The 15115-nt window shown below is 48.8% G+C and carries 13 protein-coding genes; 9 read left to right on the plus strand and 4 right to left on the minus strand.

The genetic code is table 11. The features are described 5' to 3' along the window. Window positions 1-75 precede the first annotated feature (75 nt). From BIZ37_RS10810 to BIZ37_RS10835, 6 genes are all read left to right on the plus strand, one after another. Window positions 76-1158 (plus strand): hypothetical protein, encoded by a 1083-nt coding sequence (locus BIZ37_RS10810; RefSeq protein ID WP_187461514.1) that lies wholly within the window; start codon window positions 76-78, stop codon window positions 1156-1158. Window positions 1159-1218: 60 nt separating this feature from the next. Further along, window positions 1219-1890 carry a hypothetical protein gene (locus tag BIZ37_RS10815; RefSeq protein ID WP_187461515.1) on the plus strand — a complete coding sequence of 224 codons (672 nt, stop codon included), beginning with the start codon at window positions 1219-1221 and terminating at the stop codon, window positions 1888-1890. A gap of 147 nt (window positions 1891-2037) precedes the next feature. Further along, window positions 2038-2961, plus strand: a complete 924-nt coding sequence (locus BIZ37_RS10820; protein WP_187461516.1) for a LysR family transcriptional regulator — start codon at window positions 2038-2040, stop codon at window positions 2959-2961. A gap of 141 nt (window positions 2962-3102) precedes the next feature. Further along, window positions 3103-3663 (plus strand): outer membrane beta-barrel protein, encoded by a 561-nt coding sequence (locus tag BIZ37_RS10825; RefSeq protein WP_187461517.1) that lies wholly within the window; start codon window positions 3103-3105, stop codon window positions 3661-3663. A 175-nt stretch (window positions 3664-3838) separates the two neighbouring features. Then, on the plus strand, window positions 3839-4363 hold the full coding sequence (locus BIZ37_RS10830; protein WP_187461518.1) for a porin family protein: 525 nt from the start codon (window positions 3839-3841) through the stop codon (window positions 4361-4363). A gap of 88 nt (window positions 4364-4451) precedes the next feature. Continuing rightward, a complete protein-coding gene (locus BIZ37_RS10835) occupies window positions 4452-5012 on the plus strand; it encodes an outer membrane beta-barrel protein (RefSeq protein WP_187461519.1) in 561 nt (186 codons plus the stop codon). A gap of 65 nt (window positions 5013-5077) precedes the next feature. Here the strand turns inward: BIZ37_RS10835 and phoU are convergent, their stop codons facing one another. The 4 genes from phoU to BIZ37_RS10855 all read right to left on the minus strand — a co-directional run bounded on the left by phoU (window position 5078) and on the right by BIZ37_RS10855 (window position 10564). Continuing rightward, complete coding sequence (phoU, locus tag BIZ37_RS10840; RefSeq protein WP_039469132.1) at window positions 5078-5788, minus strand: phosphate signaling complex protein PhoU; 711 nt, start codon at window positions 5786-5788, stop codon at window positions 5078-5080. Between the two features lie 10 nt (window positions 5789-5798). Beyond that, the gene (pstB, locus tag BIZ37_RS10845) at window positions 5799-6617 is read right to left on the minus strand and encodes a phosphate ABC transporter ATP-binding protein PstB (protein WP_107301079.1); all 819 of its coding nucleotides are present in this window, start codon (window positions 6615-6617) and stop codon (window positions 5799-5801) included. A gap of 18 nt (window positions 6618-6635) precedes the next feature. Then, entirely contained in the window at window positions 6636-8249 is a 1614-nt protein-coding gene (gene pstA, locus BIZ37_RS10850; RefSeq protein ID WP_187461520.1) for a phosphate ABC transporter permease PstA, read from the minus strand. A 92-nt stretch (window positions 8250-8341) separates the two neighbouring features. Next, window positions 8342-10564 (minus strand): ABC transporter permease subunit, encoded by a 2223-nt coding sequence (locus tag BIZ37_RS10855; RefSeq protein WP_187461521.1) that lies wholly within the window; start codon window positions 10562-10564, stop codon window positions 8342-8344. Window positions 10565-10891: 327 nt separating this feature from the next. Between BIZ37_RS10855 and BIZ37_RS10860 the strand changes: the two genes are divergently transcribed. From BIZ37_RS10860 to ppx, 3 genes are read left to right on the plus strand one after another with little or no spacing between them, the layout of a single operon-like run. Continuing rightward, window positions 10892-11395, plus strand: coding sequence for a glycine cleavage system protein R (locus BIZ37_RS10860; RefSeq protein WP_187461522.1), 504 nt, complete (start codon window positions 10892-10894; stop codon window positions 11393-11395). Between the two features lie 34 nt (window positions 11396-11429). Further along, window positions 11430-13520: a polyphosphate kinase 1 gene (gene ppk1 / locus BIZ37_RS10865; RefSeq protein WP_107301075.1), complete on the plus strand. Its 2091-nt coding sequence runs from the start codon at window positions 11430-11432 to the stop codon at window positions 13518-13520. Next, a complete protein-coding gene (gene ppx, locus BIZ37_RS10870) occupies window positions 13517-15025 on the plus strand; it encodes an exopolyphosphatase (RefSeq protein WP_187461523.1) in 1509 nt (502 codons plus the stop codon). Before ppk1 ends, ppx begins: the two co-directional genes overlap by 4 nt. Window positions 15026-15115: the final 90 nt, after the last annotated feature.

The raw sequence follows: 15115 nt of genomic DNA on the forward strand, positions 1-15115 counted from the left end.
GCCCTATAGCCAACACCTTTGCTATCTCGTTCTGCTAACGGGCAAATGACAACACGTTCTAATTAAGAGTATCCAATGAAAATTAAACTGATTGCTTCATTAGTGGCTACAACAATTCTAACTGGCTGTTCATCATCGTCTGGTTCGAAAAACGATACGGTTGATCCTGAGTTTGATAACCCGCGTGCTGGCATTGAAAACCCGATTGAAAAAGAAAAGCCGAACGATGGCCTAATTTACGATAATAACGGCAATGTGATTGGTATTGATGGCACTGACAATGGCTGGGGTTTACTCCCTCCTGAAGATCACCCTATTGAAAGGCCTGGTATTGATGCTCCAATACAAGATGCAACTGGCAATATTCAAGGTGGAAGTCAGTTTAACCCTGAAACCGAACGAGGCGTAATCTCTGCTGATTCAGGTGAATCCATTGTCGTACTTGCTTCTGGTCACCTGATCCTGCGCGATGAGTCTGGGGCTCCAATCGGAGTCGTAAAGGTCGATGAACAAGGCAATATCACCAGTGCCCGTACCGACCACCACTTCGGCAATATCACTCAAAACGGTGATAACCAATACATCCTGAGCACTGGAAAGGACGGTGAATACATTGTTATCAACACTGATGGTAATGGCCGCTGGGAGATTGAAGATAGTGGCGGTACAGGTGGTCTATCACCAGATTTTGGCGATACACCGGATTGGGGCACAGGAATTAGTGATGGGAAAGAAACAGGCCACGGTGATATCGAGGTTGAGGCAGGAAATGCCGGAAAAGTCATTACTGTCACGGGTAACAATGGCAACCAAATCGTAGTTAACACTGAGAATGGCTCCGTCGATATTAATGGCCAAAGCAGCCCTGTTTACGTCGATGATAACGGTTTCATCCGCTCCGTAGACAATGGGCTAATTATTGCCAAAGTCGATAACTCAGCTATCGAAAAAGGCTATGTCACCATTACTGGGTGGCAGGGTAACTCACTTATTCTCCAGAATGATAACGGACGACTAATGGTATCGGTCGATAAGTCAGGGCAAAACCGACCAACACTGAAGCAACGCCCGAACCTATCTAGTGAGCAAAAGTCCCAGCTCCGAGCTAAGTCTCGTGACCTGCGCGACGCTATCAAGGCCAAGGTAGAGCGCTCATAAGCAAACTACAGTAAACCAAGCCGCCTTATGGGGCGGCTTTCTTCTCTTATGGTAAACCTTATGACACGCTTCTTTTACACTTTAGTCGTCTGGCTCTCTCTTGCAGCTAGTCACATTGCAATCGCCAATGAAGCTCAATTAGGCGCCCAAGTTTCCAAAACAGGTAATAACTGGATTGGCACTGTCACAGGCAGCTTGCAAGCCACAGAGCAAATCAATGTGAGTGCTGAGATCGATTCTACGGGGTATCTGGAGATCGGAACGGGTTACGGCTTGATGCTGGGGCAATTTTACACCGAGGCTTTTGCCAGTTATGGACGAGCTGACAGTATCGATATTTACGATGCTGGGGTGTTTTCAGGCACGGCTCTAACAGAAACCGTCATGCTTTACGCCAGCACATCACATGAATGGCGAAAAACCAAGACGATGCTCGATCTTGATTGGTTTGACCAAAGGGAATGGAAAACCACATTAGGTGTTAGCTACAGCCCGGTCTCTTGGCTAAACACCAGCTACAGTTTCAACCATGATAGGCTGCTGTCTGGTGATCGCTTCTCGCAAGACATCATCAATGACAACATCAACAGCCACGACGTGACCATCACGTTTAAACCCAAATGGGTTGAGCCATATATCAAATACACCTACGGGGAATATCGGGTTCGTCCAGGTGAACAAGTGACATCAGACAGTACGATAGAGGCTGGCATTAACTTTCGTTTCAAGTAACAAAATAAACATCAATACTTGACCATTTGGTACTCGCCCCTGTTTCTCTTCTTCAGGGGTCTTTTTGCCATTTCAGCCTTAAGCCGATACTTGCCACCTACAAGCTGTGATATCTTGATTGATGGGTAAACAAATCAGGAATGCGCAATGGCCAAAGATCTCTCAGCCAATCTCGATCTCAACCTACTAAAAACCTTGCTGGTTATCTACCAAGAACAAAACCTGCGCAAGGCATCGGAGCGCCTGTTCGTTACCCAACCGGCAGTCAGCCATGCGCTGCAAAAACTTCGCCTGCACTTTGGTGATGACTTGTTTACCAAAACCCGTACCGGTTTGACCCCGACGCCCTATGCCGATCAACTGTGCCTAGAGTTGGCCCCTGCTCTCGATAACCTGTTCACTGCGGTCAATACTAACCAGGAATTCAACCCTGCAGAGATAACGGGCAAATTGCGAATTGCCTTGGCACCACAATATATCTATGCCTTTGGCAGCAAGTTATATTTATTGATCGAGCAGCAAGCACCAAACTGCCAAGTAGAAGTGATTAACTGGAGTGCGACAACCTTTCCAGAGCTATTAAATGGTAATATCCAAATTGCCCTGAACTACGATATCGACAGCACCAGCAAGGAGCTCTATCGCCAGACTATTCCAGGTGATAAGGCAGTAGTGATAGTTCGCAGGGATCACCCCTTTACTAACTCTTCAATAACTATTCCCGAAGCCAAAGAGGCAAAATTCGCCTGCCTCATCGTCCCAGAGCGCAATGAGCAAGTGGCTGATATAGAACAATACTTTGCCCACTACGACTTAATCCCTAATATCGGTTTTCGCTCCACATCACCGGAAGCCGTTCTTCAAGTAGTCAAGCAAAGCGACCATTTATTTCCGTCAATTGATATTATGGTTGCAGATGATGACCCGGATTTTCGAAAAATCGAAGCCATCGTCAATGGGCCAATAGTGGGGTTTTCTTCAGTATGCTTCTACCACCAATCAAAACACAAAGACCCACTGACCCAGTGGCTGTTTGGGCTTATCAAACAATTACACATGGAGCTTCAATAGCCAAAACCATAGCAATAAACAGCATGAATAACACTGTTCAGATTTAGTAATTAGATAAATAACAAAGCAAAATTTAGTATTTACCTCGCTGGCAAGGAAAGCCCGGCATCACAAAGTCAGATTCTTTGCAGCAGGTAAATAATGAAAAAAACACTACTCACTCTATCGCTCGTTGCCCTGTTTTCGTCTCCAGCATTCGCTAGCAAGCAAGGTGCTTATATCGGGGCGGATATTGGTGCTAACTATGTCGGCTCCTATTACCTAGACAGCAACATTGGATTAGTCGCAGGCTATGACTTCCAACTGTCACCTAAGGTGGTCGTTGGCATCGAGGGCGAATACCGCAATTTGGGCAGCGACAGTGCCTTTGATGGCACATCCGGTATCAATGTAGGTGCCGATGTCAGCGCCTCTTCCTATGGTATCAATATCAAACCTAAGTATTACTTCACCGACAGTTTTTACGGTGCCGTCATGGTAGGCATGCATCGTATCACTTACGAAGAGAAGCTTACTATCGGCAACGACACACTGGGTGGCAAAGACACTGCCAATGGCTTTGCCTCTGGCATCGAAGGCGGCTACGAGTTTGACAACAATATCAGTATCCGTGGGGGCATTAAGTATGCCAGAGCCGATCTTCTTGGCTACGATACCGAGTTTGGCACCTTCTACGCCGGTGTGAACTACAAGTTCAACTGAGCCTAATACACTCACAAACCGATAAAAACACCGTGCAATAAGCTTTGTTTATCACTCATATCAATCGAACTAATTAGATTGTGTACGGTGTTCAATTTAATATTTCTCGCATCGGAAGAGATAACGTTCAACCTGTGCGAACCAACACTTATTAGAGAATTTAGAGATCATTATTATGAAAAAGACCATTTTTGCTCTGACTATCGCTTCACTACTTTCAGCTCCAGCTTTGGCTTCAAAGGAAGGCTTTTATATTGGTGCTGATATTGCTTCAAACAGCCTAGATGGTGACTCATTTGACTCTGGCATTGGCTTGGTAGCCGGTTATGACTTCCAGGTTACTCCTGAAATCGTTATCGGTGTAGAAGGTGAATACCGTAATTTAGGTGAAGATGGAGATTCTTACATGGGTGATTCAGCTAAGCTGAAAGCTTACTCTTACGGCATCAACGTTAAACCAAAATACTACTTCAATGACAACTTCTACGCTGGCGCCCAATTAGGCCTGCACAACCTTGAAGAAGAGTTTAAGCTAAGCTTCAATGGCGATAGCGAGAAAATATCTGACAGCAATACTGTACTCTCTGTAGGCGTTGAGGCTGGTTATGATTTCAACCGCAATGTATCAGTCAAAGGCGGATACAAGTCACTAGATTCAGACTACGGTACCTTCTACATCGGCGCCAACTACAATTTCTAACCCCCTCCCATACCGAAAATGAAAAGCACCTGACGGTAACTTGCCGTCAGGTTTCACTTCCTACTTTTCAAAGCAGAAACTACTCACAATGAAATCACGTATTGCATTGCTATTAGCTACCTTGCTCTCGACCAGTGCTTTTGCCAATTCCGTAGAGGGCCCATATGTAGGGTTAAAGCTGGGCTTTACTGACTACACTAAGACAACACTGACCGTCCAGTATGGTCTTACAGCTGGTTATACTTATTCCATTGCGCCAAAATACTCAATAGATATCGAATTCAATGCGACAGAGTTGGGAGATAGTGTTTTCTTCGAAGGGTTCAGGAATACTTATTACACCACCTATAACTACAGTGGCTTATTAAAGCCCAAATACCACTTTCTGTCGTTCGATAACCAACCAGCCTATGTTGCAGCTATTTTGGGTGTAAGCCGAATCGAGGAAAGTAGAAGGTATCATGTTGGTGGCGGTGAATATCAAAAAGATCGCGATCATGACACAACGGCTATCTATGGGTTTGAAACGGGCCGTGAAATAACGCTAAATCTCAAAAGTGTTGCTTATTTCAATTACCAAAAAGCCAATATGTTCGGTGAAAGTAACTACTATGCCAGTTTTGGAATCGGTGTGAATTACCAGTTCTAACTACACAAGCAATTCGCCCCTGCATTTGCAGGGGCGAATTGCTTTACTCGGCTGTTGATTAATCGCTACTTCAAGATATTTTCTAGCTCTTCCTGGCTAGTGTGGCGGATATCCTTACCTTTCACGAAGTAGATAATGTATTCGCAGATATTCTGGCAACGATCTCCAACCCGCTCAATCGAGCGTGCCGACCACATCACCTGCAATACATTCGGGATCGAACGCGGATCTTCCATCATATAAGTCATCAACTGGCGGATAATCGCCTCGTACTCGCGGTCAATCCGGTCATCTTCCTGATACACCTCAATCGCCGCTTTGACATCCATCCGGGCAAAGGCATCCAATACCTCGTGCAGCATACGAACGGCACTCTGGCCCAATGCTTCCAATGATACCAACAGGTTGTATTGCTTGTTGGTGAAGTTTTCCAGTGCGACCTTGGCAATACTTTCTGCCACATCACCGATGCGCTCAAGGTCGGTAATGGTCTTGATAATCGCAATCACCAGACGCAAATCACTCGCTGTCGGCTGGCGCTTGGCAATAATGCGGGTACAGGCTTCGTCAATGGCCACTTCCATTGCGTTAACCTTGTGGTCATCCTTGATGACGCGGCGTGCCAACTCAATATCCTGCTTGTGCATCGCTTTTAGGGCGTCAGCCAGCTGCTGCTCGACCAAACCGCCCATGGCCAATACATGGGTACGGATACTTTCCAGCTCGGCGTTAAACTGGCCGGAAATATGACGGCCAAGGCTCAAATTATCTAACATTACTTACTCCTTAACCGTATCGACCCGTAATGTAATCTTCGGTGCGTCTCTCTTTCGGGGTGGTAAAAATATCGTTGGTACTGGTGTACTCCACCAGCTCCCCCATATGCATGAAGGCGGTGTTATCAGACACGCGTGCTGCCTGTTGCATGTTGTGGGTAACAATAATCACCGTATATTTGGTTTTCAGATCGTTAATCAACTCTTCGATGGTCAGGGTCGAGATTGGATCCAGTGCCGAGGTCGGCTCATCAAGCAACAAGACTTCCGGCTCAATCGCAATAGCCCTGGCAATCACCAAACGCTGCTGCTGACCGCCGGACAGACCGAAGGCATTCTCGTGCAGGCGGTCTTTGACCTCATCCCACAAAGCGGCACCTCGGAGCGAGCTTTCTACCGCATCATCAAGGACCCGGCGATCTTTGATTCCCTGCAGCCTCAAGCCATAAACCACGTTTTCGTAGATAGACTTAGGGAAAGGATTCGGGCGCTGGAAAACCATACCGACACGGCGACGAAGCGAAGCCACATCCACTTTATTATCGTAGATATTCTGGCCATGGAGCATCACCTTGCCATCGACCTTACAACCTTCCACTAGCTCATTCATCCGGTTGATGCAGCGCAACAAGGTCGACTTGCCACAGCCCGACGGGCCAATAAATGCCGTCACCTGCCCTTTGGCAATGCGCATGTTGATGTCATAAAGTGCCTGATGGGAGCCATAGTGCAGATCCAACCCCTCGATTGACAGCGCCGTCTTCTCTTCTGGCAACGCTGACAAATCAACAGGCTCAAACAGGCCAATTGGGGAATTAATTGAAAACATACTTTTTCCTGAATCTCACTATTGCTCCAAGGAGCGGAATTTCTCACGCAAATGGTTACGGATACCAATGGCCGTCAGGTTCAAACCGACAATCACAGTTACCAACAAAAATGATGTGGCGTAGACGAGCGGTCTGGCCGCTTCCACATTCGGGCTTTGAAAACCCACATCATATATATGATAACCGAGATGCATAAATTTTCGATCCAAATGCAGGAAAGGGAATTGCCCGTCTATCGGCAATGACGGCGCCATCTTCACGACCCCCACTAACATTAATGGAGCTACTTCACCTGCTGCACGGGCTACCGCCAAGATAAGCCCAGTCATGATAGCGGGGCTTGCCATCGGCAATACCGTCCGCCACAGGGTTTCAGCCTGCGTGGCACCCAGTGCCAACGAACCATGACGGATCGAGTTTGGGATCCTTGCCAAGCCTTCTTCGGTCGACACAATCACTACTGGCAAAGTCAAAATAGCCAGAGTCAATGCCGACCACAAAATACCCGGTGTCCCGAACGTCGGGGCAGGAAGTTGATCGGCAAAGAACACATCATCAATCTGTGCCCCGACAATATAGACAAAGAACCCCAAGCCAAAGACGCCGTATACGATCGATGGCACACCGGCCAAGTTAATGACCGCAACACGGATTAATTTGGTAAACGTGCTCTTGCCTGCATACTCATGAAGGTAGACGGCCGCCAAAACACCCAGCGGGGTCACTATCACACTCATCAACAGAACCATAAACACAGTACCGAAAATGGCCGGGAATACCCCACCTTCAGTATTGGCTTCACGGGGATCATCACTGACAAAATGGCCCAACTGGCTCGCCCAATGACCCAGCTTTCCTGCCGTGGTTAAATCGTTGGGATACCAGATATCCAATATCTGCTCGATAGGCAACTCTATCTCTTGCCCTGTCATTTCACGGACAATGACACTATCACGATTAAGTTGCTGATGAAGGGTCAACAGCTGTTGCTCAATTTGGGCAAAACGCTGCTCCAGCAGTTGCCGCTCGCCAATGAACTGTTCGGCATCACCTTGCTGCCGGACTTTGGCGTTGAGATGCTCAAACTGCCGGTTGAGCTCTGCCAAATCCGTCTGTTCAATTTGATGAATTAAATCACGGACGATCTCAGCTTGCTCCAAGCTAGACTCAAGCTCTTGCAAAGGGATCGCAACGCCATCATCCGTTAAACCAACAGGGAAACCATAGAACCGGCCATTCTTGAGCCGCTCAATAACCGCCACGCCCTTAGCTGGCTCTTGGCTGATGATATGTGGCTCAAGGACAGTGACAAAGTCACTACCAAGCACATCACGGTTACCGGTTTTGATCACATACCGGGAGGTTTTCTCCCCCTCAAAACCAGAGGTATCAATACCAGCTTCGGCCAGTTGCTTAACAGGCACCGTCTTGCGCTCATATAGCTCACCGATGACTGTGCTTTGATAGCCATTTTGCTCGATTTCAAACTGGTACACTGGCGCCGGCCAGAAGTATCCCAGCCCTTTCCAGCCAATCAATAGCAGTAAGCCAAGTACCACGATCAAGCTAACACTAACCGCACCTGCGGTCAGCCATACCCAAGGCGCGCCAGATTTCAGCCACCTATACATTTAAAGCACTACTCATTAAAACCGTTACTCATTGATTTCGCTTTTCATTAAGTTTATGACTTCCAAAAGCGGCTCTATGCCTTGTGAGGCCACTAGAGCGAGCTGTATTTTTCCCGCAAGCGCTGACGGACGAGCTCAGCGACGGTATTGAACAAGAAGGTAAAGACAAACAGGACAAAAGCGGCCAGGAACATCACCCGGTAATGGGAGCTCCCCACTTCGCTTTCCGGCATCTCAATGGCAATGGTCGCCGACAAGGTCCGCATCCCTTCAAGGATATTCCAATCCATGATCGGTGTGTTGCCCGTGGCCATCAGTACAATCATTGTTTCACCGACTGCACGCCCAAGCCCCATCATGATCGCCGAGAAGATACCCGGGCTAGCAGTTAGCAGTACTACCCGCGTCAGAGTTTGCCAATGGGTAGCCCCCAGCGCCAGTGAACCACTGGTCAAGTGGCCCGGAACCGAGAAAATGGCATCTTCCGCAATAGAGAATATGGTCGGCACCACGGCGATCCCCATCGCGATCCCTACTACCAAGGCATTGCGCTGATCGTAACCTATCCCCCACTCATCACTGAGGTATGTCCTGACATCACCAGCAAACCAAGTTTGTTCAAGCCATGGGCTCAAGCTAAAACAGGCATAGGCAATCAGGACAATGGCAGGCATCAACAATAGGACATGGAAACCACTTGGGATCCGGCTGCGCCAATTGCCCGGAAGCAAAGACCAACCAATACCCGCCAATAACATCCCCAGCGGGAACATCACGACCAAGGCCACCATGCCAACCAAGTGGGATTCAACAATCGGCGCCAGCCAAATACCGGCAAGGAAACCAAGGATAACGGTCGGCAGCGCTTCCATCAGTTCAATGGTCGGTTTTACAATGCCACGCATCCGTGAAGACATAAAATACGCAGTATAGATAGCACCCGCCAATGCCAACGGCACCGCAAACACCAAGCCATAGAGGGCTGCTTTCAAGGTACCGAAAACTAAAGGTACCAAGCTCAGCTTGGGTTCGAACTCATCACTGGCTGACGTCGACTGCCAGACATAATCTGGCTCTGGGTAGCCCTCATACCAAATTTTCTGCCACAACGAGGCAAAACCAATCTCAGGATGGGGGTTTTTGACATTGTAGACTTGCCAGTCATTGCCATTGAGTGTGACCAGACGATCGGCGTGTGGTGAAATCACGATTTGCTGCGGCAACTGGCTGTCAAAAACCGATTCGCGATAGATCGCCCCTTTTACCGTGGTATAGAAAGCCGATAGCTGCCCATCCTGCTGAAGGGCAAAAAAGCCTTTACGGGTATATTCAGGGATCAAATTGCTGACCGGGCTTTCACCGATAGCAAAGTCGCGGGTCCGTACCATAGTCCGTTTGCCGTCCTTGCGGATCTCAAACCACTGGGAAAGCGTTTGATCACTGTGGCTAATGAGCAAGGAGTTTGCGCCAGATAACAACGCCAATCGCTGGGCCTTGCTGCCCGGCTCTTCAACCGCGACCACCTCGCGTACCCAGCCCGAGCGACTACCGAACGCCACCACATACAGCTTGTCCCCAGCAAGGACATAAGCGGTACGCGCATCGGGCGTCACCGCAATATCATCGACCACCTCAGGCAAACCGCTAACGGCAAAGGTAGATGACTGCCAGTCATTGCCATTGCCGCCAAGCACATTGCTGTTTTCGGAAAACAGTGCCGCTCTGGCCCTACCGTCAGCAGTAAACCCCATGACGATAGCCTGCTGGCCACGAACTGAGGCTGCCAAGTTCACAATAGGCAGACCTTTAGGATCAAGCTGAAGTGGCTCCTGACTCAACGGGAAATCTAGCGAGAGTGTATTCTCTCCACGAAACGTTGATAGCGAAGGCTTGGCAATCACGACCTCACCTTGCATTCCGCCTAATGCGTATAACCTGTCCGCAGGCAGGGTGCGCCCTACACTGGCAACATCACCAAGCAAGTCTGCCGTACCGAGGATCTCCCCCGCACGGGAGGGGATAAGGCTAATTGCGCTTAGCGAGCCATCTTCAGCAAGCCTAAACAGGTAATTGTTATTGTCAGTGACACGGATATCCGCCGTATGATTATCAAACGAGGTAGTGAATTGCTGCTGGGGGGTCACCTTGACCGATGAGAAGATCGGCAGGATCACATACAAGAGGTAGAAAAAGATCAGAATGAGGGTAACAAGGACAAAGATACCACCGGCAGTTACGCCATATCGGGCCAGCTTATCTTTTACCTTACGGCCAGGACTCTCTCCCATCAAAATCGCACCGGCCTTTGCCATCATTACCTCAATAAATTTACACGTTTACTAATAATATTTCCCCAATATGACAATTATATGACAAGACTACCCTCTCAGTCATGTCGGACTCACTTATCCCAAAAGTGTAGAAAACAACACGATCCAGATTTGGATCATTGCGATGGATTGGCTGCGCCTTAGTCATAAATGACATAAAAGTGAAATGAAATTTAATTATTATTCTGTTATGTGATTTCGTAAAAAATTCAATACCTTGATCGGTCTATAAGCCTAGACAGGCCGTGTTGATGCTCACATAATAACCTATACAGAATAGGCAATGACGCCTCACGGTATAAGGACATCGTTATGAAGCATTTGATCATCACTGTCATCGGCCAAGATCGCCCAGGCCTAGTAGAAACCCTGTCTGACACGGTTTACCAGAACCAAGGAAACTGGCTCTCAAGTAGTCTAAGCAAGTTAGCAGGTCAATTTACCGGTATCCTGCAAGTTGAAGTCGCCGACCAATATGTCGGGGTACTCAGCAGCGCACTCTCACAACTTGATGACCTTCAAGTCCAGATAGTTGAAGAAGAAAGCAAAACCCTGCCAACTTCTGTCGTTCACCACCTGCTAGTCACAGGTAATGATCGCTCAGGTATTGTCAAAGACGTCACCACCAAGCTCAACCAGCTTGGGATAAATATTCACAAACTCAAAACTCATTCCGACAGCGCACCTAACTGGGGCTATCCGATTTTCTCTGCCCGTTTCCAGTTGGAGCTGCCAGGTGATTTGAGTATTGAGTATGTCCAAGAAGAGCTAGAGAAGATCGCAGACGATCTCACCATCGACATCGACGATAACTGATCCCTCTTAAGCATCATTAGTAAGTAGGATGACAATGAGCGCAGAACCCCTTTACACCGACAAAGAACTAAGTTGGCTATCATTTAACGAGCGCGTACTGCAGGAAGCTGCCGACAAATCTGTTCCGCTGATTGAACGGGTCCGCTTTCTCGGTATCTACTCGAGCAATACCGATGAGTTCTATAAAGTACGCTTTGCGGATGTCAAACGCCGTATCCTGATCAATGAAGAGCAAGGGGGCAATGATCGGGCCAAGGAGCTATTGAGCAAAATCCAAAGCCGGGTGCTCAAGCTCAACCAGGATTTCGATACCCTATACAATGAAATCCTATTAGAGATGGCACGGCGCCATATCTTTCTGGTCAATGAGCAGCAGCTTGATGACCACCAGCAAGTCTGGCTGAGAAAGCACTTCCGCAATCGTATTCTGCCTCACGTCACGCCTATCTTACTGACTGACGATATCGATCTGCTGCAATTCCTCAAGGATGAATATTCGTACCTTGCCGTGGAGATGCGCCAAGGCGTTAACAAGCGTTACGCCCTGATCGAGATCCCAACCGATCAGCTACCACGCTTCATCCAATTGCCAGAGGCCAAAGGGAAGCGCCGCAAAACCCTTATTTTTCTGGATAACATCATCCGCTTCTGTCTTGATGACATCTTCAGTGGCCTGTTCGAATACGATGAGTTGTCTGCCTATGCGATGAAGATGACCCGTGATGCCGAATACGACTTGAGCCAGGAAGTAGAACACAGCCTGCTCGAGCAGATGTCAGAGGGTTTGGACCAACGCCTGACCGCCATGCCGGTCCGGTTCGTCTACCAGCGTGATATGCCCGGTGATATGGTTGATGTCCTGTGTGGCCTGCTCAAAGTTTCCAGCTACGACAGTATCATTCCGGGTGGCCGCTACCATAATTTCAAGGACTTCATCGGCTTCCCGAATGTTGGCCGTGATTACTTGGAAAATAAACCACTGCCGCCGCTCGAGAGCGCCCAGTTTGTTAATGGCCGCAATGCGTTCGATGCCATTAAGAAACAGGATATCCTGCTGTACTACCCGTACCATACCTTTGGCCACATGACGGAGTTGGTTCGCCAGGCGGCCTATGATCCGAAGGTGCGCAGCATTAAGATCAACATCTACCGCGTAGCCAAGAACTCGCAGATCATCGAGTCGATGATCGATGCCGCCAACAACGGCAAGCAGGTAACGGTGGTAGTCGAGCTGCAAGCCCGCTTCGACGAGGAGGCCAATATCGAATGGGCCCGTCGCCTGACCGAAGCAGGGGTGCAAGTTCTGTTCGGTGTGCCTGGGCTAAAGATTCACTCCAAACTTTGCCTGATTACCCGAAAGGAAGGCGATGAGTTGGTACGTTATGCCCACCTTGGGACCGGCAACTTCCACGAGAAAACAGCGCGTATCTACACCGACTTCTCGCTGATGACCTGCCGCACCGAAATCACCGACGAGGTAAGGATGGTGTTCAACTACATCCAAAACCCTTACCGCCCGGTGAAATTCAAGCACCTGATTGTATCGCCGCGTAACTCCCGCTCGCGCCTGTATGACCTGATTGACCGGGAGATTGCACACGCCAAGCAAAACTTACCATCCGGTATTACACTAAAGGTGAATAACCTAGTCGATAAGGGCCTGATTAACCTGCTTTACCAAGCAAGTAGCGCCGGTGTGAAGATCAAGCTGATTATCCGCGGTATGTGTGCATTGATCCCGGGCATTAAAGGGATCAGCGAAAACATCACGGCTATCAGTATCATCGACCGTTTCCTCGAGCACCCGCGTGTAGTGGTATTTGAGAATAACGGTGAGCCTGATGTTTACATATCTTCTGCTGACTGGATGACCCGGAATATCGACAACCGTATCGAAGTCGGCTGCCCGATTTTTGATCCGGAGCTGAAAACGAAGATTATCGACATACTCAATATCCAGCTTTCTGATACCGTGAAGGCACGTATTATTGATAAAGAAATGTCCAATAAATACGTACCTCGAGGCAACAGACGTAAGATCCGCTCACAAATTGCGATTTACGACTACCTCAAACAGTCAGAAAAGCAGCTGAAGAAAAAATTAAAGAGCGATTCCAATACATGACAGAACCTGTACGCCCAAGAGAAGTCGCTGCGATAGATATTGGCTCGAACAGTTTCCATATGGTGGTTGCCCGCATCGTCGGGCAAAGCCTGCAAATCATCAGCCGTCACAAACAACGTGTTCACCTGGCCTCAGGGCTCGATGAACATCAAAACCTCGATCAGGCCGCCATCCAGCGCGGCTTGAATTGCTTGGCCATGTTTGCTGAACGCCTGCAGGGCTTTGAACCGGAAAATGTCCGTATTGCTGCAACCTACACGTTACGGCAGGCAAACAACGCCCATGTCTTTCTCAAACGCGCAGAAACCCTGATCCCTTACCCGATTGAAATAATTCCTGGCACCGAAGAGGCCCGTCTAATCTACCTAGGTGTTGCCCATACCCAGCCAGACAATGGCCAAAAGCTGATTGTCGATATCGGGGGTGGTAGTACCGAACTGGTGATCGGTGATGGCTTCACCCCGCAACTGGCTTACAGCAAACATATGGGGTGTGTTAGTTACAACAAGAACTACTTTGCCAAAGGTAAGATCAGTAGCAAAAACATGGCAACGGCCCAACTAGCCGCGCAACAAAAACTCGAGAGTATCGCCAGCAAGTACACCCGTATGGGCTGGCAGACCGCGATCGGTTCATCCGGCACCATCAAAGCAATCCGCGAAGTATTAATCGGGCAAGGCCATAGCGATGGGGTGATCACCGCCAAGCGCCTGCAACAGCTATATGATGCTATCCTCAAGGTCAAACACTCCGATGACCTCGACTTTGCTGGCCTCAGCGATGACCGAAAACCTGTCTTCGCTGCGGGTGTCGCGATCCTCAGTGCCGTGTTCAAGTCTTTGGACATTAAAGAGATGATCTTCTCGGACGGGGCACTGCGTGAAGGATTGCTCTATGAAATGGAAGAGCGTTTCCGCCACAGCGATATCCGGGTCAGAACCGCCAGTTCCATGGCTAAGCAGTACAATGTGGATATTGCCCAGGCCAACCGGGTCAAGGCAACTGCCGAACAGCTTTACAACCAAATCGAGCCGCAACCCGGCCTGACTAAAATTGAACTGGCAACCCTGCTTAGCTGGGGCGCCCTACTCCATGAAGTCGGTTTGAGTATCAGCTACCCGGGCTTCCACCGCCATTCCGCCTACCTGCTGCGCCATAGCACCATGCCAGGTTTTAATCTCGAGCAACAAACCGTACTCGCCACCTTGGTGCGTTTCCAGCGTAAGAGCTTGAAACTTGAAGAAATGCCGGAATTGAGTATTTACAAGCGCAAGCACCTCTACCCGCTGATCCGCACCTTAAGGTTAGCTGTTGCCCTTAACGGCCAGCGTAGTGATGATCCTCTACCGGCAATTACTGTCGATGCCGACAAGGAAAAGTGGCAACTAACGCTGACTGAAGACTGGGAAGAGAGTAACCGCTTGTTAGCCGCCGATTTACGCCAAGAGCAAGAATATTGGCGCAAGGCCGGTTGGGAGTTAGCGCTCACACCTGAGAGCGACTAATCACTGACTCGACAGTAACAGATACAGCCAATGGCAAATAAAAAAGCCGGAGCGATGTCAATCACTCCGACTTTGTCGTTTAGATGGCTT

It is taken from the genome of Photobacterium sp. BZF1, from assembly GCF_014349205.1.
GTDB lineage: Bacteria > Pseudomonadota > Gammaproteobacteria > Enterobacterales > Vibrionaceae > Photobacterium.